The following is a 21,813-nucleotide window of genomic DNA, read 5'->3' as shown; positions in this document are numbered from 1 at the left end:
TGCTTATGCGAATGTTTATGCGCTTTCTGCTGCCACTCATACTTGCCAGCCAGTGTGCCACCGCCGCGCAGGTTAAAGACCTGGAGTACGGCGGTATTCTGTTTGATTACTATCAGCAGGATTATTTTTCCGCTCTGGTACAGTACGAATACGCCCACAGCCAGAATGCTCTGCAGCATCATGGCGATGAGGCCCGCTTACTTAAAGGCGGTATGACCCTTTCTTATGGTATTGCCGGTCAGGCCGAAGAAATCTTCAGCCAGCTGCTCACCCCGGAAGTTGCTGCCGGGCAACGCAACCGCGCCTGGTTTTATCTGGCCAAACTCTATTATCAGAAAGCCGATACTCCGCGTGCTGCGCATGCCCTGATGCAGATTAATGGTCAGGTACCGCAGGATATTGCCGGTGAATATAACTACCTGGCGACGCTGATTAATATCCGCAACCGCCAGACTGATGCTGCCAACGCCGGTATTAATCAGTTGTCAGACAATATTCGTTTTCAGCCTTACCTGATTTACAACCTGGCCATCAGCCAGCTGAAAAGCGGCAAAACCAAAGAAGCTATGGCCAGCCTGAACCGCGTAATGACCACTGCGGCATTGCATAAAAGTGAAGAGCTGGCCGTACTGGCTGACCGTGCACGGCACGCGCTGGCACAACTGGAAATGACCGAAGGCAATCTGCTGGCTGCCTGGAATTATCTGCAGGGCGTGCGTACCACTGGCCTGTATTCCAATCGCGCACTGTTAACCTATGCCTGGGCCGCGATCAAATTAAAACGCTATAGCGACGCAGTACCTGCGCTTAATCTGTTAAATCAGCGCTCAATTACCATTCCCGAAACCCAGGAAGCCAAAGTACTGCTGGCCCATGTTTATGAAACCGAAGGTGCCAAGCGCAGTGCCCTGAAACAATATCTGCTGGCCGAAAAGGCATTTAAAGACGGGCTGAGTGCTATTGAGATGGCGCGTAAGGTTATCGCCTCGCAAGAAATTCCACAGGAATTTGTTATTAACCTCGAAGCCATGCTGGATGAATCTGACTGGTATGGCATGCAGCCAAGCCTGGATTACAACAAGCTGACCCCTTTTCTTACCGAGCTGATGGCTTCCAATAATTTTTACTCAGTCATCAAAGAGCTGCGCGATCTGTATGGTATCCGCCGCAACCTGCAGTTCTGGCAAATGCAGATTCACGAACATGAGCTCATCATCCGTATCCGCCGCGACCAGACCGGCATGGAAAAGCTGATGGCTGCCGCCAACGAGACTCAGAAAAAATTCCGTTTCTATAAAGATGGATTAATGGAACAGAAGCTGACCACCCTGACACTGTCCGAACGTGATCAGGAACGCTTTACCAGTCTTTGGGCCAATACCCAGAAAGAGCTGGAACTGGTTGGCGATAAAATGGACCAGGTAGCCGCCATCAAAGAACCCTACAAACTCAGTTATCAGCTGCAGGCGCGCAGTAAAAAACTGGCAGCGCAGGTTGAACAGGAACTCAGCAATACCAACAGCCTTATCCGCTCACTGGAAAAAGTGATGCGCGGTGTCATTACCGCCGAGCTGGATAAGCACGAAGAACGGATCCGGTACTACTGGGCACAGGCGCGCCTGGGTAAAGCGCGGCTTTACGACAAAGCCCTGAATAACATCGAAGATTCCAGCAGCGGAGCACAGCAATGAAACACCTTAACCACATAGGCTTGCTTATGGGTTTGCCAATATTGTTGAGCGGATGCAGTCTGTTTGGCGGCAACGACACAATCGGCAGCTTAAAAAGCCAGGAAACCGAAGAAAGTAACCTCGATTTTTCCGATATGAATCACCATCAGGTGCGTGAGGAATATCAGGAACTGCTTGAGCTGGTCGATGACAAGTTTCTGAAAGAGCAGATCGAACGCCGTATCGCCGGTGTCTCCATGGCCGAAGGTGATCACCTGCAAACCAGCCCGGAGAATAAACCAAGCAAAGGTTACTACCGCGACGCCATTAATTCTTATATCGACATTCTGGAAAAATATCCGAACTCTCCGGATAACGCAGAAGTGCTGTACCAGCTGTCAAAAGCCTATGAGATGGAAGGCGAGCCCAAAAATGCCGAAGCCATGCTTAAGCGTCTGGTGGCTCTGCACCCGGATTATTCCGGCATTGCCGAAGCCCATTTCCGCTTAGGCGACATCAATTTCAATAACGAAAAATACAAGCAGGCCGAATTTCATTACCGCACGGTAACGGAAGCCAATGCCCCATCGCTGAAGCTCAATGCCCATTACATGCTGGGCTGGGCTCTGTATAAGCGCGGACTGTTTGATGATGCACTGGAATCGTTTGCTTATGTGCTCTCCGTTGTTCTTGACGAGCAAAGCAGCCAGACCCTGAGCAACGCCGAAAAGCCATTGGTTGATGACACCCTGCACTCCATCAGTCTGACACTGGTAAACCTCGGCGGTGCCGAAAAAATCAGTGACGTAAAAGGCCTGCGCAACAAAACCTATATCTGGCAGGTGTATGAAAATCTGGGGGCCTATTACCTGGAGAAAAACCGTTACGCCGACAGCGCTGCAACCTATCAGCACTTTATTGCCAGCTACCCAATGGATAGCCGCACACCGGGTATGCACAGCAAGCTGATTGCAGCCTACATTAAAGGTGCGTTTGCCAAAGACGTATTACAGGCCAAGCAGGCTTATGTTGCCCAATACGGTATGCAATCCGCTTACTGGGCACAGGCCAGCGAAACCCTGCGTGCTGATATCAGCAGCAACCTGAAACCCTATCTGACCGAGCTGGCCGCACACTTCCATGCACAGGCCCAGGCGCAGGCCAAACTGGCTGGCGAGAAAGACGCCGCCAAAATTAAAGGTGCCGATGAGCTTAACGAAAAATCAGCCGTCTCTTATGCCAGTGCGACTCAATATTATGGCGAATACCTGAGCAGCTTTCCGCAAAGCAGCGATCTGGCTAAACAACGTTACCTGAAAGCAGAAGCACATTTCGAGGCGAAGCAGTACGATCAGGCTGCCGCCGACTATGAAATTGTCAGCTACCAGTATCAGGATAAAGAATTCGGCAACCGCTCAGGTTATGCAGCGATCCTGGCTTATCAGAACCGTATTGCGGAACTGGAACAGAATCCAAAAGAAAAATCCCACGCACAGGAAAATGCAGTCGCCAGTATGCTGCGCTTTACCGAGCGCTACGATACCGACAAGCGCTCACCTGCCGTACTGACTAACGCCGCCGAATATTTATTCAGCCTGAACCGTTATCCACAAGCGATTGACGTGGCCAGCAAGCTGATCAGCGGCAATAAAGCGCTGGATAAAAATCTGAAACAAACCGCATACGGTATTATCGCGCACTCGTATTACCAGCAGAAAAATTACCTGGAAGCGGAAAAGAACTACGACAACCAGCGTCAGCTGTTAGGCAAACAACACCCACAATACGTCGCTGTCAGCGAGCGCATGGCCACCGCCGTGTATAAAAAAGCCGAAGGCATGATGGCCGCCGGGCAAAAACTGGCAGCCGCCGAACAGCAGCTGCGCATCAAAACCATTGCACCTGACAGCAAAGTCCGTGTTATTGCCCAATACGATGCAGCCGTAACTTTACTTGCAGAAAAACAATGGCAGCCAGCCATTACAGAGCTGAAAGAATTACGAGCCCTTTATCCACAACATGAGCTGGCAGCCGAATTCCCACGCAAACTGGCCTATGGCTATGAACAGGATGGCCAGCTGCTGCCTGCTGCCAAAACCTACGACTACCTGTACGCCAACGACAAAAGTGCTGACGTAAAACGTGATGCCCTGTTCGCTGCTGCAGGCTTATACGAAAAACTGGGTCAGCTGGATACAGCGCTTGAGTACTACAAGACCTGGGCACGTAATTATGAACAGCCATTCGATAACCGTATGGAAGCGCGCTATCACATTGCTCTGATTTACGGCCAGCAAAATGATGAGCGCCGCAAACTCTATTGGCTGCGCCGCATTGTTCAGGGTGATGCCAGTGCCGGTGAAATGCGTACTGACCGTTCCCGCTGGCTGGCGGCCTGGGCCAATAACGAATATGGCGACTACTTTGCTGCTGAGTTTAATAAACGCCGTCTGGCTGCCAATCTCGAGCGCAATTTACCGCTGAAAAACCAGAGTCTGCAGGATGCCGTCAGCCGTTATCAGCTGGCTGCCGAATATGGCCTGCTGGAATTCACCACCCAGGGCAGTTTTAAAATTGCCCGTCTGTATCAGCAGATGGCTAACGAGCTGCAGACCCTGCCCGTTCCGGAAGGCATGTCCGAGCAGGATAGCGCAATGTTCCGCGAGCTGATTGCACAACAAGCTGCGCCGATGCTGGAACTGGCATTGTCGGTATATACCAGCAATGTTGAGCAAGGCTGGAAAGGTCACTTTAACCAGTGGATTGATGACAGTTTCAAAGCGTTGGCGCTGCTATCTCCGGCACGCTTTAACAAAACCGAAGAACAAAAGAGGTATGGCGATGAAATTCGTTAAGCCCATGCTGTTTCTGGCACTGCTCAGCGGCTGTGCCGCCCAGCAGACGCAGACAACAACAGAAACTCAGACTCTGACCCAGACAGAAAAGTACCTGCCACACCAGGCGTATGATGAAAAAGGGCAGAAAATTCCCTATGTGCCGGCAGAGAATCCATATCTGAAACAAACCGGTACCATCAGCAAAGGGTCAGTACTGCTGTTTATCGAAGCGAAAAAAGCACTCGCCGCCGATGATGAAAAAACCGCAGTGCAGAAGCTGAAAGTGATTGCCGAAAAAGATCCGTCACTGGCCGGCCCTCTGGCCATGCTCGGTGATATCAGCATGACCAATGAGCGTTATGCCGAAGCTGCCGAGTATTATCAGAAAGCACTGGCGATTAACGACGTAAATGTTAATGCCTGGCTGGGTCTTGGCGAAGCACAGCGCCGTCAGGGGCAATTTATTGCGGCCCAGAATACTTATGCCAAAGCCCTGCAACAATGGCCTGACTTTCCTGAAGCACATCTGAATCTGGCTGTGCTTTATGACCTGTATCTCAACATTCCGCAGCAGGCACAGGCACACTATGAAGCCTACCTGTTTCTGACCAATAAAAAGACGCACGCTGCGGCCGACTGGTATCAGGAAGTGCAAAGCCGTACCGGCATCAATAAAAGCTTTATTGATGCCGGACCGGCGGTAAAAGACAGCACCAAACTGGCGGCGGAATAAACCATGAAATATCTGTTCATTGCCTGTTTATTCAGTCTGCCAGCTATCGCTGAAGAACCAATCAAACTGGAAAGTAAGATTGTCGGCGATAAAGAACAACCCTCTGTCAGTTACTTTGTGCCCTGGCAGGAAGCCAGCGGCGTCGACCGGCTTTACCAGAATGTGGAAGACCGGTACGACAACAGTCTGGAAGCGATTGATCGTGACGTTATGCTGCGCTCGATGCGTATCTATGACGAAATGAATCTTGAAAATAACCCAAGTTTAAATTCTGAGGCTAACTAAAATGGGCGATATCTACAGCATCGTGGTCAACTTCCTGAAAGAAGGGGGCCTGTTTATGTATCCGATTTCTATCGTACTGGTACTGGGCCTGGCGATTGCTTTTGAACGCTGGATATTCCTCAAGCGCGAAAAAGCCCGCAACGAAAAAACCTTTCAGGATTTTCTGCCATTACTGCGCACCAACGATCACGAAAAAATGACCCTGTTCACCCGTGATCATCAGGCGGCGGTATCGCGCATTATTGGTTGTGGTCTGGATATGATGAAGATCACCAAGCAGCGTGCCGATATTGAGCAAGCCATGAATGAAGGTGTGATGGAAGTTCTGCCGCGCCTGGAAAACCGCACCAACTACCTGGCCATGCTGGCCAACGTTGCCACCCTGCTCGGCCTGCTTGGTACCATTATTGGTCTGATCGCGGCTTTTGCTGCCGTTGCCAACGCCGACCCGGCGGATAAATCTGCCCTGCTGTCACAGTCTATTTCGGTAGCGATGAATACCACGGCATTTGGTCTGATTGCGGCGATCCCGCTGCTGATTGCCAGTGCGGTAATCAATAACAAAACCAATGCCATCGTCAGCAGCATTGAAATGGCCGCGATGAAATTTCTCAACGTAATGACTCTGAACCGCGCCGTTGAAGCCGGTTATCCGAAAGACAATCGTGGCGACGATCAAAAGGCATCCTGATGGCTTTTAAAATGAACCGTCGCATGGCGGAAGATACCGATATTGATATCACATCCTTTATGAATCTGATGATCGTATTGGTACCGGTATTGCTGCTCAGTCTGACCTTTACCAAAGTGCGGGTGCTGGATATTAACCTGCCTGAGCTCAGCGGTGGTCAGTCTGCAGCGGAACTCAGCCAGTCGCAGCTGGATGTGATGGTCGATAATGAAGGCTTTACCGTGTATTTCCCCACCGGAAAGCTGCTGAAAAAGATTCCGCTCAGCGACAACCAGTACAATTATCGCGAGCTGTCACAGCTGATGCGTGATCTGAAAGATCAGCTGAGCGATAAAAAAGACGCAACTATTATTGCTGCCAAAAACGTCGAGTATCAGACTCTGATTTCCACCATGGATACCGTTAAATCGTATAAAACGGTGGTGGCTGCCAGTCTGGTCGAAGTTGAACTCTTCCCGGAAATTTCTCTCGGGGATAAAAAACGGTAACGGATATGGCCTCAAACAGCTTTATTCAGCGCAAAGTCACCAAGACAGCCACACTGAACCTGACCTCGCTGATGGATATTTTTACCATCCTGGTGTTCTTCCTGCTGATGAATACCGGTGAGAGCCAGGAGTTGGCCAAAGCCAATTTTGTCAAACTGCCGGACTCCAATGCCGATGGAGCCCTGCACGGACAATTGGTTATTAATGTCGCTCAGAATGCCATCATGATCGACAACGAAGAAATTGTTGCCGTCAGCGACGTTAACCGCCGTCCGGGCGAAGTTAATAAACCGCTGGGCGAAGCGTTAAAAGCCTTTGCCGAAGAAAGTGGTGAGCTGACCGAAGTAGAAAAGAAAATCGGCCGCTCGGTAACCATCATGGGTGATCAGAGTGTGCCCTACGATTTATTAAAAGCCGTGATGACAACCTGCAGTGCCTATGGATTCCGTGATGTATCGCTTGCGGTTAATCAGGTTGCCGCCAGCGCACTGACTGCCGGAGGACAATAGTATGTCAGCCAGTGCTCAGTTTGTTTCGCTGCAACTTGATCTGCCGTGGAGCGTTAACGAAGAAAATAACCAGCGTTTTATCCGCCAGGTTAAACGTCTGGCTATTGTGTTGCTGGTGCTGTTTATTGCCGTGCCTTTTTTACCGACCTGGGATGTGCATTTCAGTGATATAGAACAGCCTCCTGTCGTGCGTACCAAAGTGATGCTGGAACCGCCGAAAATGCCGGAACAATCCAAACCGGTACAGGAAGTGGTGCCACCACCACCCAAGCCAAAACCGAAACCACAGGAAGCAGTAACCGCTGCCGATCGTCCGCAGCCCAAAGCCGGAGGAAAAGCACCGGCTCAGGCACTACAGGCTCTGTCTTCGCTGAACACCATGAAAACCAAAGTGGATGTCAGCAAATTACAGAATAAAAACCTGTCGGAAAAAGGCGGACAAGCCAAAGCGAATACCCGCTCCAGCCTGGGTCAGGAGAATCTGAACAGCAGCGGCGGTCTGAAAAATGCCGATATGGATATGCAGGTAAAAGGAACCGCACTGGCGCAACATCAGGGGACAGCGATCGACAGTCCGATAGCCTATCTCGATTTACCGGATGAGGGCGGCAGCTACAGCGAAGGGGCCCGCGGCCGGCGCGATATGGAAAGTATCCGCCGGACCATCGAAAATACCAAAGGCAGCGTGTATGCCCTGTATGCCAAAGCCCTGCGTCAGTATCCGGATCTGAGCGGTAAGTTTGTCTTTGAACTGGTGGTCGAACCTGACGGCACGGTATCGCGCCTGAAGTTAATCCGCAGCGATCTGAGCATGCCGGATCTTGAGCAAAAGATGTTGGCGAAAGTATCCGGTATTAATTTCGGTCAGGAAAAGGTGGCACCAACGAAAGTGCAGTACACCTTTGTACTGATTCCGAGCTGAACAGCATTGTTAGAATAAATCTCTCCGTATCCTTTTTTACGGGGAGATTTACTCTGCCGAATCTTCTTTGTGCAACATTTTGGTTACGTAAAAACCAGAAATAAGATAATTCGGGCCGCCTGCTGAAAGCGTCCTGATTTGTGTAATTCCGGCTGGCCATTTAGCGACTTTCACATGGAAAAAGCGCAATAAAACCCGCGGATTTTCACGCTTAATCCAATCTCTTCTGACAAATCAGCACTGGTTCACAATATCGGAAACTGCCCCCTTTGCCCTTCTGGTTTGTGATCATGTTCCATCTTCCCATTTAACAAAATGACACAATAGCGATGCCCAATTTCGGGTCCGGATCTCGCTGTTGAGCATCCGGTGTAAGTACTGGTTCAACACGTTGCTCAGGCAGCGTTACCGGTTTTTAGTTCAAGGGTGAGCAACGATGAAATCAGCTGTAATTAAATTCTGTTCTTCCGGCGTACTGTGCAGCAGCCTGTTACTGGCAGGCTGTGGTGAAGATCTTGGCGTTGATCCGAAAATCAGCGAAGGTGACACCACCTTTACCAACGATGTGCCTTTTGCTTATGTGCAGCGAACACTGAGCAATGCAACAGAAGCTTCCGCTCAGAGTTATCTGGCCGGGGCACAGCTGATTGTACGCGAGCGTGTTTCATCCAGCGCCAGCGATAAAGAAGTTCTGGCCAACGCCATCGGCAGCAGTCTCTACGATGTTAAAGACCTGAACGTCTCACCCGACGGTCGCTTCCTGATTTTTTCTGCCCGTGCCCTGAACGAAAAAAGCGCAACCGCCAACAGCGGCGAAACCTGGAATCTGTACGAATACGATTTTAATCAGGGCAATGTCCGTCGCGTGCTCAGCGATGACAGCCTGGCAAACAGCGGCCAGGACACCAACCCTGCTTACACCAGCGATGGCGATATTGTTTTTTCCTCCACCCGCGGACAAAACGACAGCGCAAACTCAGTACTGTTTAAAATGGGTCGTGATGGCAGCGATCTGACCCAGCTGACCAGCGGCAGCGTTTACGACTACAAACCAACCATGATGGCCGATGGCAGCCTGGTCTTTATCCGTATTGCCAGCGGCAGTGAAGCGCCGGTATGTGAAAGTGACAGCAGCACTGTAAAAGCCACCAGCATCAGTGCCAGCCGCTGTGTCAGTGCCAGCGGTGCAACCGCCGCCAGTAAAAAATACAGTCTGCTGCGCCTGAACAGCAGCAACGGTGAGCCGGAAGAATTAGCCAGCGGCGAAATTCCGCTGGGCAGTGATGAAGCAAGCCTGCAATTAATGAATGTTGTACAGGATGCCGATGGCCACCTGGGCGCACTGATTAAACACCAGAATCACAGCCTGATGGGCGGCGATGTTATTACCATTACCGGCGGCCAGCAGGCCAATACGGTATTTGCCGGTTTATCACCTGAGTCTTATACCGGTGGTCAGGTTAACGTATACCCGGGGCAGATTTCCCGTGGTGGCTGGTACAGTGCTTTCTGGCCTTACCGTGATGGCAGCGGCCGTATGCTGATCAGCTGGACTCAGTGTCTTAGCCAAAAAAGTGGTCTGACCGATTCCTGCCGTGACACAACCGATTTTGATTCGGTCAGTGCCCGCTATGGCGTCTGGGCCTATGATCCGGCCAGCAATACCCGTCAGCCGGTTATTAATGGTAAATCAGGAGTGGTGTATACCGAACTGGCCGTTGCTTACCCATACCAGGGCAGCAATCTGAATTTTGCACCGGTTATTCCGGACCCGACCGATCCTACTGATCCTACCGATCCTACCGATCCTACTGATCCTACCGATCCTACCGATCCTACCGATCCTACTGATCCTACTGATCCTACTGATCCTACTGATCCTACTGATCCTACTGATCCTACTGATCCTACTGATCCTACTGATCCTACTGATCCTACCGATCCTACCGATCCTACCGATCCTACCGATCCTACCGATCCTACCGATCCTACTGATCCTACCGATCCTACCGATCCGACTGATCCGGCAGAGCCAACCGGTGCCGCTATTAATGGCACGCTGAGCACCAGCGAAGATATCGCCGTAGCACTCAACATTGATCTGTCCGCCTATAAAAGCTGGATTGATGATGGTTCGATGGGTGCGCTGGTTGTCCGTGACGTACCTGCCGCGGCTGCATTTAATGTCGGCGTCCGCAATGCTGACGGCAGCTGGACCATCGCCCTGAATAAACTGGCCGAAGCGCAATTTATTCCTGCCGAACACAGCGGCAGCGATGCCCTTCTGAAAACCGCCGTTACCTACAGCGCCAAGGGTAAGAGCAAAACCTTTACTGGTCAGATCAGCGTGGCGGTTGAGGCCGTTGCCGATGCACCGCAGTTAAGCCTGACCCGGCAGCCTCTGGCCAGTGACCGTTTTACCAGTGCTTATCTGCAAGAAAACCGCGCCATCCTGAATATTGATCAGGTCATCAGCCAACTGAACAGCAGCAATTATGTTCTGGTCGGTACCGCTCAGACCCGTGGCGATATTCAGGCCGGTGCCGCCGATGAATGGATTGTCGCAAACGATGCCAATATTTCTGCTTCTGCGGGCGACGATGTTATTCAGGTTAATCGTGGCAGTGTCGATGCCGGCGATGGTAACGATATCGTGCAAATGCTTGGCGGCAGCGTAAATGGCGGCCGTGGTAGCGATCTGATTCAGATTAATGCCGGCAGTGTTAATGGCGGCGAAGACGATGACGTTATTCAGATTAAAGGCTGGTCTGATGCGGTTAATACCGATATCGACGGCGGCGATGGCTTTGATCACCTGATTGTTGATCGATCGCTGGTCAGCCGTATCGAATCTCTGGGCGAGCACACCGGCCGTATCGAATTTATTAGTGGTGGTTCGGTAACCTACCGCAGCATCGAAAACCTGAGTCAGGGCGGCGAGTTGATTTTTGCTCAGGGCGTCGAACTGACTGCCAGCGCACAGCTGCTGGATACTGATGGCTCCGAAACCATTCTGAGCACCGTTATTTCCGGCGTACCGGAAAAAGCCCTGCTGAGCCATGCAACACGGATTGACCAGAACAGCTGGAAAATCGACAGCGATTATCAGGGTGCACTGCAATTGCTGTGGCCATCCAGCCTGAGCGATGATTTCACTCTGACCATGACAGTGAAAAGTCAGGACAGCGATGCTGACAGCAGCGTGATTTATCCGCTGAGCACCAGTACCACTCTGGCAGTTACCGTGGCAGATCTGCTTGATCCGACTGATCCAACCGATCCGACTGATCCAACCGATCCGACTGATCCGACTGATCCGACTGATCCGACTGATCCGACTGATCCGACTGATCCGACTGATCCGACTGATCCAACCGATCCAACCGATCCAACCGATCCTACTGATCCTACCGATCCTACCGATCCTACCGATCCTACCGATCCTACCGATCCTACCGATCCTACCGATCCTACCGATCCGACTGATCCTACTGATCCTACCGATCCGACTGATCCAACCGATCCGACCGATCCGACCGATCCGACTGATCCGACTGATCCGACTGATCCGACTGATCCGACCGATCCGACCGATCCGACTGATCCTACCGATCCGACTGATCCAACCAATCATAAGCCGGTTGCCAATGCTGGTGCGGATGTCCTGAATCAGCAGGTTGGCACAACCGTTATGCTGGATGGTGGCGCAAGCTCCGATGCCGACGGTGATACCCTGACTTACAGCTGGAGAGTGATCAGTTCACCGGCAGAAATCGATGTTGACCTGCTGACCGACCCTACCGCCCAGCAGCCAACGCTGACGCTGGTCGAAAAAGGTTTCTATGTTGTTGAACTGACCGTGAGTGACGGCAAAAGTGTCAGCGCGCCGGATACCGTAATGATCGAAGCCGTTGCTGATGATCAGATGTGTGTAAGCGGCAAGAAATTATCCATCTGGGCGGCAAAAGCCAGTGAAAATAACCCGGACAAACTGGTTAAAGATGTATTCCTGGGCAATATCACCTCGTTCAAAGGAACCAATACGCCAGCGGCCAGTTACAACTACTACAGTGACTCAGCGCATCCGACCTATGTGGCAGACGCATACAATGATGCACTGCCGCAGCCAAAAGACAGCTCGGCTCATATTTTCTTCTATGAGTCGACGGTTGCCCATGCTGCACGCAGCTACTCGAACAATTCTGCGATTAAACCACGCGGCCAGCTGAATGAAGGCGATCTGTTCCTGTACTTCTTCTTTAATAAAGATGCCGCCGGACAGAGCAACAACAAAGTGTATTTTGAGGTGCTCACCGACAACAATCTGAATGCCGCAGGCATTCCGGTTGATCAGGTGATTCTGTCAGACGATGGCCACGAACTTTATTCAGTAAGTAACGGCAGCGCTGCAAACAAGCATTATGTTGGTGACTTCCAGTACTGGTACAACACCGATGGTGGTGTGGTCGGTCCGTTCCGTGGTGAAGAATTTACCATCGCAGTGCGCGCAACATCACAAAGCCCGGTGGGTGAAGACCTGACCGGAGCAAGCTTCTTCTCCCGTGAAGGAACTGAATATAACTTCTTTAAAGATCCTAAAATCACGTCTTTTATCGTGACTTATAAAGAAGAGAAAAATTGTGATGATGTAGATCCGACTGATCCGACTGATCCGACTGATCCGACTGATCCGACTGATCCGACTGATCCGACTGATCCGACTGATCCTACCGATCCTACCGATCCTACCGATCCTACCGATCCGACTGATCCTACCGGGCCAACTCCGGGCGCCTGTTATTCCGGTCAGGGTTACTGGAAAAACCATAACCGCTACGCCAGCAACCCAAGCCAGCAGGTTGCATGGCCTGCCGTTCCGGATTATCTGGTCAGCGAAGACACCAATATCTGTGGCCAGACCTGGCTGAATAACCTGCATACGCCACCGCGTGGCGATGCACTCTTTATTCTGTCACATCAGTGGATTGCCGCCCGCCTGAACCAGGCCAATGGCGCTGCCTTAACCGGCACCATCAGCGATGCCATTAACCGCAGCAGCGAACTGCTGGCTCAGTGCCGCATCAGCCGTGCTGAGCGTGAAGAAGCCGTTGCTCTCGCATCATTGCTCGACGATTTTAACGACAGCGAAGACTGCGCCTACACCGAGCCCGACCAGCCTATCGGCAACCACTATGGTGTGGTGAATATCCGCAGCATTTATGACGTTGAAGGCGTCGATATGATGGCCAGCCAGGGTGGCATTGCTGCTCTGCGCGATCCGGCCCTGTTTCCGCTGAATGAACGCAGTGAGCGTTTTATCCGCGTCCTCAATTCAGACAAAGAACTGCTGGGTTACGCCGCGGTTCAGCCCGATGGTTCCGCTCTGTTTAAAGTACCAGCCAACACCGATTTTACGCTGGAAGTGGTGAACAGCCGTCTGAAAGCACTGGCCAGCAAGAACGAGCATTATGCTTACCTGAATGCCCTGTCAGCGCACACGCTGAACGTTGCTGCCGGTGAAACCCTGCACTATCAGCAAGATTCTGAGGTCAATCCGGGCGGTCATGCCGGTTATGCCTTCGCCAATACCAACAGCGCGATTGTTGCCAGCGAAGATGGTCAGACCATGGCCGAAGCACTGGCAGATCATCAGCACAGTCTGCCTGTTGTCAGCGCCGACATCCGTTATCAGGACGTGTGGAGTCTGAACAATGCCGCCGCCGATATCAGCTACAGCTACAGTCAGCTGGATACTCCGGCACCGGCCAGCAGCGCCTGTATTAACAGCTGGGATAAAGACTGCAGTGCCCGCATCACCTACACCGACCATGTGCAGCCATTGTGGGAAAAAAGCGGACGCGACAACAGCGGCCGCAGCTGTGTTGCCTGCCACGATAATTCCGGCGCCACCGGTCTTGATCTGACCTGGGACGGCGTAGCACTGGATAAAGCCAATATCGTGTCATACCGCGAGTTGTTCAGCCCACGCGCAACCTATATGTATCTGGCCAACCAGTTCAGCCCGGTGAGCAGCAACCACTGCCGTCGTCAGCAGGAACTGCCTTTTGTCGAACAGCCAGGCAACGACTGCTTTACCTGCTACAGCCGCGTGCTGATGTCCGATCTGGGAGCTCTTGAATCAGCGAATTTCTTCGAACTGTTCAGCACCGAACCGGATCACAGCAACTACCTGTTTAACCCGGATGAAAATACCCCGCGCATTAATCACAGCGCCATGCTCAGTGCAGAAGAACTGCGTTTAATCAGCGAATGGCTGGATAGCGGTGCACGGGTACATTAAGACCGGCAGTAAATAACGAGCAATAAAAAAGGGCCTCAATTGAGGCCCTTCTGCCCATAATTTTTAATCAGCACCAGAGCTGACAAAAAACAGCATTTTTTAACATCCAGGCCTGTTGCCTCCCAGGGGAACTTATCCCCTTGCCGGCGGGCCGACCCCAGCTTCGCGCTTTCTGGGCCGTTACCCTTGAAACCTTGATATTTAATGGCCACGCGCCCCATCGGCCATCCATGGCCGGAGCCGCTTGTCCGCATCCCTGCGGACAGACCAGACATATCTGCGGTTTCTGCGGCGGCCCCAGAGGCGCAGAAACCCTCCCCGCGATGCCGCTTTTCAGATCAAACGTATTCTTTAAATGTCATGTCGCAAACACGCTTTCCTTTGAAATACGGCTGAGCGGATTGGTTAAACCGGCGATCGTGCGGCGCCAGACAACCAGATGATTCTGCGGCCTTCAGAGCAAAACCCTGCCCCGGAACGATGCAAATTGTTGGTGTTTTAAAGTGTCGTTCCGGGGCGAATTGTTTTGCGTGCCGCATAATCATTGCAGTTGGCTGGGTGAAGCCGGACGCGCCGAAAAGAGAGGATCGTAAGGAGATACCTCTCCTTACAGGGGGCCAGGGGCGGAGCCCCGGAAAGGCGTTTCTGATTGAAAAACAGTAATCGATGAAGCTGCAGTTTGGAGTGAAACTATGTCACTCCAAACTGTGGGACAGTAGTGGTCTGAAGGCCCTTTTTTATTTATGTATCTGGCTCCCACGCTCTGCGTGGTAGTCTGACCTGCCGCTCTGCCAATTAACGCCGCTGCGTTAAGTCTTACAGCAAGCCAAGCACAATAAACAGCGCCAAACCCGCACCGCTTAATACCAGCGTTTTGTTTTTCAGCATCGGTGATTGCAGGCCGAGATACAGGCCGCTCGCCATAATCAGCACCAGAGCGATAGCGAACAATTTTTCCAGCCATTTAAACAGCGAAGGGCCATGACCTTTGTGCAGTTCCATTAATCCGGCCTGCAGATCCGGTTCGCCCCGCTGAATCACAATATTGTTGCCCTGCTGCTGCAGCAGGTAATGCTCACGGCTGGTCGGACGGGTGTAAAAACTGCGTCCTTTATCTTTTACGTATTCGAAACTGGTATCGATACCCGCACTTTTTAATACCGCCTGAACATCAGCAGTCAGTGTCGGGCTTTTTGCACTCAGCGTCACGCCAGCAACCTGGCCAACGTCGGTATAGGTGGTGTTGCCCTTTACTCCAAACAGATACAGACCACCGGAAATCGCCATAATAATGATGATGGGAGCAAAAAAAGATGCCAGATACAAATGCACCGACACCAGCGTTTTGCGTGAAATAAGGGCCGCCATTGGAAATCTCCTGATACATTAGTTATCAGCAGATTATCCTCCCCGCTACCGGGCTTTGCATGTAAAGAATCGTAGTAGCAGACTGCCCGTCGCGCCGGAATGGCTGTTTCTTGACCTGCAACAAGTCATAAGACGAAGTGCATATCATTCAGCTGCTGGTATAAAAAAGCCGGAGTCTGTACACAGAACTCCGGCAAAGCTCACTGGCGTGTTGTTCTCAGGCTGCTTGTGCAGGCTTATTCATAGCGGCTTGTTTGGCCGCGATCAGTTCGCGGTAATCCTGCTGCATGAATTCTTTAATACCGCTGCGTTTATTCGCTTCCATCGCCAGCTCTAATTCTTCTGCGCTGGCATAACGGCGATCCCAGTCCAGTACCTTTGGTACCATAATGCGGTTCCACAGCGGTGGAATCAGTGTCAGAAAAATCGTGGTCAGATAACCATTCACCATCATCGGTGCGTCCTGATACGAGCGCAGTTTATGGAAAGGAACATCGCCTTCGGCATGGTGATGAGAATGGCGGGTCAGGTTAAAGGTTGCCCAGGAGCTGACGCGTTTATTGGTATTCCAGCTGTGATATGGCTGTACCGGCGTTTTCGGGTTACGCACCATGCCGTAGTGTTCCATAAAATTCACAATTTCCAGAAAAGCTTTGGCGATCAGTGCAGAGGCGGTAAAAACCAGCACACCGATCCAGCCGGCCATGGCAAAGGCAGCAATTTCCAGCAGTAGTGACATCAGCAAACCGCGGATATACAGATTATGGTGGCTGAAAACCGGCAGGCGTTTTTTCTGCAGGCGCTGCTTTTCCAGTTTCCAGGCGCTGATATTTCCTTTCCAGGTTGAAGCCAGAATATGGAAGTACACATTGCGGCCACGCGGGGCTGTCGCCGGATCACCAACGGTGCTGACATAAATGTGGTGGCCGTAAACATGCTCAATTGAGAAGCCGGTATCCCAGCTGAACGCCAGCAACCAGCGGCCGATAAACATCGCCACCGGGTCCCAGGTACGGTGCGTTAATTCATGGCCAACAATAGTACCGACTACCGATGACAATAACCCACAGCTGAAAATCGCCACTACATATTGCAGCAGGGTATTGTCGGCACGGGCAGCGGCGGCGTCATAACCGGTCAGTTGCTGCACCAGTGCGCCGTACCCCAGTACATCGGAATCGGCGACCGTCCACACCATTAAAAAATTCATCGCAAAAATCAGCACCAGCGATGAATAAAGCTGCAGGTTCAGAATCCACTCATGGCCGTATACCGGCTCTACGGTATCGTCGCCAAACAACAGATCGCCCAGAATCACAAAGCCTGCGGCGGCGGCCAGACCCAGATACATCCAGTCGCCACCCAGTGTCAGGCCGATGGCGAAGGGAATGGTCAGCATATGAAACAACGTATATTTCGCATATTTGAACATAGGAATTTTCCTTTTTTTATAATAAGTCAGGCGTTGGCTGCCAGTGCCGCAGCGGCACCGGATAACTCACGGCTGTCGAGAAATTTATCGAAGAAAATCTGATGCGGGCGCACGCTGAATTTCTGGCATTCGCTGATGGCGGCATCAATCATCGGCGCCGGACCACACAGATAAACCTGACTGTCTGCAGCAATGCGCCCTTCGATGGCCTGGGTTACCCAGCCACGCAGGCCGTCCCAGTCAGAATCATCAGGCTCGCCGGACAGCACAGGGACAAATTCAAACGGCCCGGCCCAGCGATCTGCCAGCTGCTGAATTTCTTCGAGGCAATACAGATCGTTTTGCGTACGAGCACCAAATAACAACGTCACCGGACGACGTGACTGCTCGGCCACGCCCTGACGCAGAATACTCAGCAACGGGGCCAGGCCACTGCCGCCGGCAATGGCAAAAATGGGAGTGTCATCCGGGCGCAGCCAGAAATCGCCGAGCGGCCCTTCTACCTGCACCCTGCTGCCGATACGCGCACTGTCCTGCAATAAAGGAGATAACGCGCCACCGGGAATATGGCGGATAAAAAATTCCAGCTCGGTACTGCCACCGGCGGCACAGGTTCCGGCAAAAGAATACGAACGCGCCGGCGCAGCCGTTCCGCTCAGACTTAACTGCGCATACTGGCCGGGGGTAAAGATCAGCGGCTCGTCCAGCGTGATGCTCAGCGCGCTGATATCGTGGGTCAGCGGGCGAATCATCTGAATCACGCCGGATACGGTCTGCAGCGAATGAGCCGGACTGCGGTTATCCCAGTGCGGAATATCCAGCAACAGATCGCTTTTCGGCACGCTCTGACAGGCAAGAATGTAGTTATTATCGAGATCCTCAGCGCTTAACACATAAGCGCTTTCGGTTAATTCTTTCACCTTGCCCTGCTGTAGCTGGCATTTGCAGGCGGCACATCCACCCACGCGGCAGCTGTGCGGAAAACGGATACCTTCGCGCAGGGCCGCCTGCAAAATGGTTTCGCCCGGGGCGGCGGTAAAGCTCTGGTGGGTACTGGCAAGGGTGACTTGTCGGGCTTTCTTCTTAAACAATGACAGCATGAGCAAATGACCTTTATTGTTTTATTAGCTGCGTATTGGTTTACAACCAGCGCAGTGGACAGGGATCAGTCTATGTCTGGCAGTTTTTCCGGGTTACAGCAGTACCAGACAGAGAATGGTCATCTGGGGCCAATAATCTGGTCAGTCAGAAATCGCGGGGTAAGATAAAAGAATGAAAACAGCACAGTCAGAGACTTCGATACAACTGCCCACCAACTACCTGCGCAACCTGCTGGATCTGGTGGCCGGGCGTGGCGGTGATGGTCTGCAGATGATGCAGCGCAGCGGCCTGAGCCCTGAGCTGATTGATACCATTGACGGCCAGATCAGCTGGGAGCAGTTCAGCGGCGCCCTGCGCGAAAGCCGCAACGAGATTAATGAACCCGGCCTGGGTCTTTATTTAGGCAGTCAGCTGACCATCACCACCCACGGTCTGCTGGGACTGGCGGCGATGAGCAGCCCAACCCTGGGCGATGCTGCCCGGCTGGCCTGCCAGTACGTGGCAACACGAACACCATTGGTTTCTCTGCGGTTGGAAAAGAAAGGCATGCAGGTATCGCTGACCATCGACGAGCTGTATGCACTGGGCGATATCCGCGCCACCTTTCTGGAAACCCTGACCGTAACGCTGCTGGCGGTGATTGATTTTGTTGCCGGCGGCCAGGCCCGTGTCAGCCAGGTAAACTTTGCCTTCCAGACGCCGGAATACAGCTCACTGTACGAAGCCTTTTTCCCCTGCCCGGTGCGCTTTAATCAGGAACAGAATCAGATCATTCTGCCCGCCGCCGACCTGAATATCCCTTCACGTCTCGCCGATATTCAGGTACAGCGTCAGGCCGCCCAACAGTGTGAACAGCAATTAAAGCAGTGGCAGGAAAGGCAGAAATTATCGGGCCAGATCCGCATGATGCTGGGCCGGGCGAAAGGACGCTTTCCGGGCTTTGAACAGGTAGCCGACGAACTGTCGCTGTCACCACGCACCCTGCGCCGGCGACTGGCAGAAGAAGGCACCAGCTATCAGGAATTACTGGAAATCTGGCGTCAGGAAATGGCACACCAGTATTTACGCACCACCAATCTCAGCGTGCAGCAGATCAGTTATTTGCTGGGCTATAACGACCCGGCTAATTTTGGCCGCGCCTTCCGTAAACGTAACGAGGGAATTTCGCCGCTGCGCTTCCGCCAGCAGGGGCAGGAAGCACCGGCAATCAGCCGTTCAGAATAACTTCTGCCGCAGCAGGTCTTCACCCTGCAGCAGGCCATCCTGATAGGCTTTATTCAGAATGTTCATATCGGTGGTGAACTGCCCGGCAGAAAAATCGTCAGGCGGACAGATTTCAACGATGTTGCAGCCGGCCGGTGGCTGGCGGATAAAATCCAGCGCCCGGTTATAGTCGTCATGACGCTGCTGCAGGCGTGCCGCAATGTGCGGATAGTCTTTTAATAAGCGCGGAAAAAAGCGTGCAATTTTATAGGCTTTTTTACGGTACGAAGCCGGGTTGGAGCGCAGCACCAGAATATTACGCGCACCGCGGCGCCAGGCTTCTTCCACCGGCAGTGAGTCGGCCACACCACCATCGAACCAGATGTTATCACGCAGCTGTACCTGCCCTTTAAACGCCAGCGGCATATTGCCCGAGGCTTTTAACGCCTGAAAAACCTCGTCGGCCTGCGGCGATAAATAATGTGCTTCGCCGCTGTGGGCACAGGTCGCCACCACCAGAAAGCGGTCTTTAACCGCGCCGATATGCTCCAGCCCGATCGGTAATTCGCGCTCGGTAATATCCCACAGCCAGTCGATATCAATTAAATGCCCGCCGCGCAGAAAACGCCGCCAGCTTTTAAATTGCGGCCGGCGGCAGTAATCGGTATAGACCTTATAATTACGGCCGTATTGCTTACCTAAATACGCCGCCACATTCGATGCTCCAGCCGATACACCCAGATACCAGTCGAAAGGATAATAATCGGCGGCGATAAAAGCATCGAGAATACCGGCGCTGTAAATACCGCGCATAGCGCCGCCTTCAACAATAAGAGCACTGGCAGAATGATTGGCGCTCATCTCAGGCTCCTGCGTTTTCGCTCTCGGCTTGCAACACACCCATCTGCTCACGCTGTACCGATGAAAACATTCCTTTCATACGCTCCAGTTCATCAGCCGGCATGATATTCATAGCGGCAAATTTTTCGGCAGAAAATAACGCAAAATACCCTTCTGCTTTGGCCGCCACCTGACCTTTGGCATTACGCAGCTCAGCCGCCAGAACAACCTGACGGTCGTTTTTCTGTTCGGCAATAAAACCATAAACACTGACCGGCTCGCCGATGCGGACCGGTAATTTGAAACGCACTTTAATATCGCGCGTCAGCAAAAACTGATTGAGCAGATACATGCCGGCCCAGCCCATCACTTCATCCAGCACCGTGGTAATAACTCCGCCGTGGGCCAAGTTGCTCCAGCCGCGCAGATGTCCGGGAATAACCAGATCTGAACGCACCTGCTGCTCGTTGGTGAAGAAGCGCATTTTCAGCCCCTGATGATTGTGCTGACCACAACCAAAACACTCATGGGCAATATTGGTCATCGGTCGCCATTCATTCGGCTGCATAAGAACCTCCATTCATCTCGGTAACAGTAAAATCGTTCAGTCCGGCCCGCTCGGCCTGGGTCAGCGGACCGGCTCCGAGCAACAACAATGCGTGCTCCACCATACGCAGGCCATAAGCGCCGGGGGCTTCGCTGATCTGTGGCTGCAGCTGGTCGGAGAAATAATGCGCGCCTTCGGTCAGAGCCATCAGCACCTGAGCACTGGCGGCGGCATCGGCAATACGCACACAGCCCTGCTCCTGCTGGAAACGCAATTCCTGGGTCAGCACGCGATGATAACGGCGATACATACGGGCCACCGCCAGCCGCACCTCTTCGTGGCGACGGGCCAGCGACATAATGGCGAAGACTTCCGGTGCCGCGAGGGTGTTCATCCAGCGCAGACCGAAATAAACAGCCAGCATCTGTACCAGCCGCAGGCGGGCATCACCGCTGCCCGGTAATTCGCGGAACAGCTGGCCATAACGCTGCAGGCTGACATTCACCAGCGTCAGCATCAGGTTTTCTTTACTGCCGAAATGATGCATCAGCAACGACGGATTCACCCCCGCCGCCTGCGCCAGCCGTGCCATCGTTACCTGCTCATAGCCCTCACTGCGGATCACCTGTACCAGTACATCCAGCAGCTGTTCGCGCCGGTCACCGGCACTCAGACGGGTTTTGCGCGGCGAAGGCTGTTTGCTTTCCTGAACTTCAGACAAAGAACACCTGTTTATTTAAAACACCAATATGAGCCAAAAATAGCGGTTAAAAACACCATTATCAAGTAGTTATTGAATGCCTATTTAGTTAATGGCTGAAACAGAGGGTTCGGAAAAGCGGTTGAGGATGGGCTTAACCCCTGTCTGAAATCAGGCAAAGCAAAA

General features: G+C 52.4%; 17 protein-coding genes. 10 read left to right on the top strand and 7 right to left on the bottom strand.

The features are described 5' to 3' along the window. The first annotated feature begins 5 nt into the window (after window positions 1–5). From MT343_RS02605 to MT343_RS02565, 9 genes are all read left to right on the top strand, one after another. Complete coding sequence (locus MT343_RS02605) at window positions 6–1,691, top strand: tetratricopeptide repeat protein (RefSeq protein ID WP_145471085.1); 1,686 nt, start codon at window positions 6–8, stop codon at window positions 1,689–1,691. Beyond that, entirely contained in the window at window positions 1,688–4,525 is a 2,838-nt protein-coding gene (locus MT343_RS02600) for a tetratricopeptide repeat protein (RefSeq protein ID WP_145471086.1), read from the top strand. Before MT343_RS02605 ends, MT343_RS02600 begins: the two co-directional genes overlap by 4 nt. Next, window positions 4,512–5,240, top strand: coding sequence for a tetratricopeptide repeat protein (locus MT343_RS02595; protein WP_186436049.1), 729 nt, complete (start codon window positions 4,512–4,514; stop codon window positions 5,238–5,240). The genes MT343_RS02600 and MT343_RS02595 overlap by 14 nt, the downstream gene beginning before the upstream one ends. Window positions 5,241–5,243: 3 nt before the next feature. Further along, complete coding sequence (locus MT343_RS02590; RefSeq protein ID WP_145471088.1) at window positions 5,244–5,525, top strand: hypothetical protein; 282 nt, start codon at window positions 5,244–5,246, stop codon at window positions 5,523–5,525. Between the two features lies 1 nt (window position 5,526). Beyond that, on the top strand, window positions 5,527–6,216 hold the full coding sequence (locus MT343_RS02585; RefSeq protein ID WP_145471089.1) for a MotA/TolQ/ExbB proton channel family protein: 690 nt from the start codon (window positions 5,527–5,529) through the stop codon (window positions 6,214–6,216). Then, window positions 6,216–6,704 carry an ExbD/TolR family protein gene (locus MT343_RS02580; RefSeq protein WP_145471090.1) on the top strand — a complete coding sequence of 163 codons (489 nt, stop codon included), beginning with the start codon at window positions 6,216–6,218 and terminating at the stop codon, window positions 6,702–6,704. Before MT343_RS02585 ends, MT343_RS02580 begins: the two co-directional genes overlap by 1 nt. Before the next feature lie 5 nt (window positions 6,705–6,709). Then, window positions 6,710–7,213: an ExbD/TolR family protein gene (locus MT343_RS02575; RefSeq protein ID WP_145471091.1), complete on the top strand. Its 504-nt coding sequence runs from the start codon at window positions 6,710–6,712 to the stop codon at window positions 7,211–7,213. 1 nt (window position 7,214) lies between these two features. Beyond that, a complete protein-coding gene (locus tag MT343_RS02570; RefSeq protein ID WP_145471092.1) occupies window positions 7,215–8,135 on the top strand; it encodes an AgmX/PglI C-terminal domain-containing protein in 921 nt (306 codons plus the stop codon). 436 nt (window positions 8,136–8,571) lie between these two features. Then, on the top strand, window positions 8,572–14,436 hold the full coding sequence (locus MT343_RS02565) for a PKD domain-containing protein (protein ID WP_243989455.1): 5,865 nt from the start codon (window positions 8,572–8,574) through the stop codon (window positions 14,434–14,436). 35 nt (window positions 14,437–14,471) lie between these two features. Here MT343_RS02565 and MT343_RS02560 read toward each other — a convergent pair whose 3' ends face one another. From MT343_RS02560 to MT343_RS02545, 4 genes are all read right to left on the bottom strand, one after another. Continuing rightward, window positions 14,472–14,711 carry a hypothetical protein gene (locus MT343_RS02560; RefSeq protein WP_145471093.1) on the bottom strand — a complete coding sequence of 80 codons (240 nt, stop codon included), beginning with the start codon at window positions 14,709–14,711 and terminating at the stop codon, window positions 14,472–14,474. A gap of 541 nt (window positions 14,712–15,252) precedes the next feature. Further along, window positions 15,253–15,804: a PepSY-associated TM helix domain-containing protein gene (locus tag MT343_RS02555; protein ID WP_225692486.1), complete on the bottom strand. Its 552-nt coding sequence runs from the start codon at window positions 15,802–15,804 to the stop codon at window positions 15,253–15,255. Window positions 15,805–16,021: 217 nt separating this feature from the next. Then, window positions 16,022–17,236, bottom strand: a complete 1,215-nt coding sequence (locus MT343_RS02550; protein WP_145471094.1) for an alkane 1-monooxygenase — start codon at window positions 17,234–17,236, stop codon at window positions 16,022–16,024. A 26-nt stretch (window positions 17,237–17,262) separates the two neighbouring features. Next, a complete protein-coding gene (locus MT343_RS02545) occupies window positions 17,263–18,336 on the bottom strand; it encodes a 2Fe-2S iron-sulfur cluster-binding protein (RefSeq protein ID WP_145471095.1) in 1,074 nt (357 codons plus the stop codon). 172 nt (window positions 18,337–18,508) lie between these two features. On the opposite strand from MT343_RS02545, the gene MT343_RS02540 reads away from it, so the two are divergent. After that, window positions 18,509–19,561, top strand: a complete 1,053-nt coding sequence (locus MT343_RS02540) for an AraC family transcriptional regulator (RefSeq protein ID WP_145471096.1) — start codon at window positions 18,509–18,511, stop codon at window positions 19,559–19,561. On the opposite strand, the gene MT343_RS02535 is transcribed toward MT343_RS02540, so the two are convergent. The 3 genes from MT343_RS02535 to MT343_RS02525 are packed head-to-tail and all read right to left on the bottom strand — an operon-like array spanning window position 19,553 to window position 21,648. After that, window positions 19,553–20,401: a patatin-like phospholipase family protein gene (locus MT343_RS02535; RefSeq protein WP_145471097.1), complete on the bottom strand. Its 849-nt coding sequence runs from the start codon at window positions 20,399–20,401 to the stop codon at window positions 19,553–19,555. The two genes, MT343_RS02540 and MT343_RS02535, sit on opposite strands and share 9 nt — an antisense overlap. Window position 20,402: 1 nt before the next feature. Continuing rightward, window positions 20,403–20,948: a PaaI family thioesterase gene (locus MT343_RS02530; protein ID WP_186436050.1), complete on the bottom strand. Its 546-nt coding sequence runs from the start codon at window positions 20,946–20,948 to the stop codon at window positions 20,403–20,405. After that, window positions 20,935–21,648, bottom strand: a complete 714-nt coding sequence (locus MT343_RS02525; RefSeq protein ID WP_186436051.1) for a TetR/AcrR family transcriptional regulator — start codon at window positions 21,646–21,648, stop codon at window positions 20,935–20,937. Before MT343_RS02525 ends, MT343_RS02530 begins: the two co-directional genes overlap by 14 nt. Window positions 21,649–21,813: the final 165 nt, after the last annotated feature.

Origin of the sequence: Venatorbacter sp. C2-1, assembly GCF_022832715.1 — a bacterium.
GTDB lineage: Bacteria > Pseudomonadota > Gammaproteobacteria > Pseudomonadales > Oceanobacteraceae > Venatoribacter > Venatoribacter alkanivorans.
This window is presented reverse-complemented; position numbering and strand designations above follow the sequence as displayed.

Coding starts and splice junctions, on each gene's coding strand:
- MT343_RS02570 (WP_145471092.1), top strand. CDS start 7,215: ATGTCAGCCAGTGCTCAGTTTGTTTCGCTGCAACTTGATCTGCCGTGG.
- MT343_RS02585 (WP_145471089.1), top strand. CDS start 5,527: ATGGGCGATATCTACAGCATCGTGGTCAACTTCCTGAAAGAAGGGGGC.
- MT343_RS02545 (WP_145471095.1), bottom strand. CDS start 18,336: ATGCTGTCATTGTTTAAGAAGAAAGCCCGACAAGTCACCCTTGCCAGT.
- MT343_RS02590 (WP_145471088.1), top strand. CDS start 5,244: ATGAAATATCTGTTCATTGCCTGTTTATTCAGTCTGCCAGCTATCGCT.
- MT343_RS02565 (WP_243989455.1), top strand. CDS start 8,572: ATGAAATCAGCTGTAATTAAATTCTGTTCTTCCGGCGTACTGTGCAGC.
- MT343_RS02540 (WP_145471096.1), top strand. CDS start 18,509: ATGAAAACAGCACAGTCAGAGACTTCGATACAACTGCCCACCAACTAC.
- MT343_RS02535 (WP_145471097.1), bottom strand. CDS start 20,401: ATGAGCGCCAATCATTCTGCCAGTGCTCTTATTGTTGAAGGCGGCGCT.
- MT343_RS02530 (WP_186436050.1), bottom strand. CDS start 20,948: ATGCAGCCGAATGAATGGCGACCGATGACCAATATTGCCCATGAGTGT.
- MT343_RS02555 (WP_225692486.1), bottom strand. CDS start 15,804: ATGGCGGCCCTTATTTCACGCAAAACGCTGGTGTCGGTGCATTTGTAT.
- MT343_RS02595 (WP_186436049.1), top strand. CDS start 4,512: ATGAAATTCGTTAAGCCCATGCTGTTTCTGGCACTGCTCAGCGGCTGT.
- MT343_RS02605 (WP_145471085.1), top strand. CDS start 6: ATGCGAATGTTTATGCGCTTTCTGCTGCCACTCATACTTGCCAGCCAG.
- MT343_RS02550 (WP_145471094.1), bottom strand. CDS start 17,236: ATGTTCAAATATGCGAAATATACGTTGTTTCATATGCTGACCATTCCC.
- MT343_RS02600 (WP_145471086.1), top strand. CDS start 1,688: ATGAAACACCTTAACCACATAGGCTTGCTTATGGGTTTGCCAATATTG.
- MT343_RS02560 (WP_145471093.1), bottom strand. CDS start 14,711: ATGTCTGGTCTGTCCGCAGGGATGCGGACAAGCGGCTCCGGCCATGGA.
- MT343_RS02580 (WP_145471090.1), top strand. CDS start 6,216: ATGGCTTTTAAAATGAACCGTCGCATGGCGGAAGATACCGATATTGAT.
- MT343_RS02575 (WP_145471091.1), top strand. CDS start 6,710: ATGGCCTCAAACAGCTTTATTCAGCGCAAAGTCACCAAGACAGCCACA.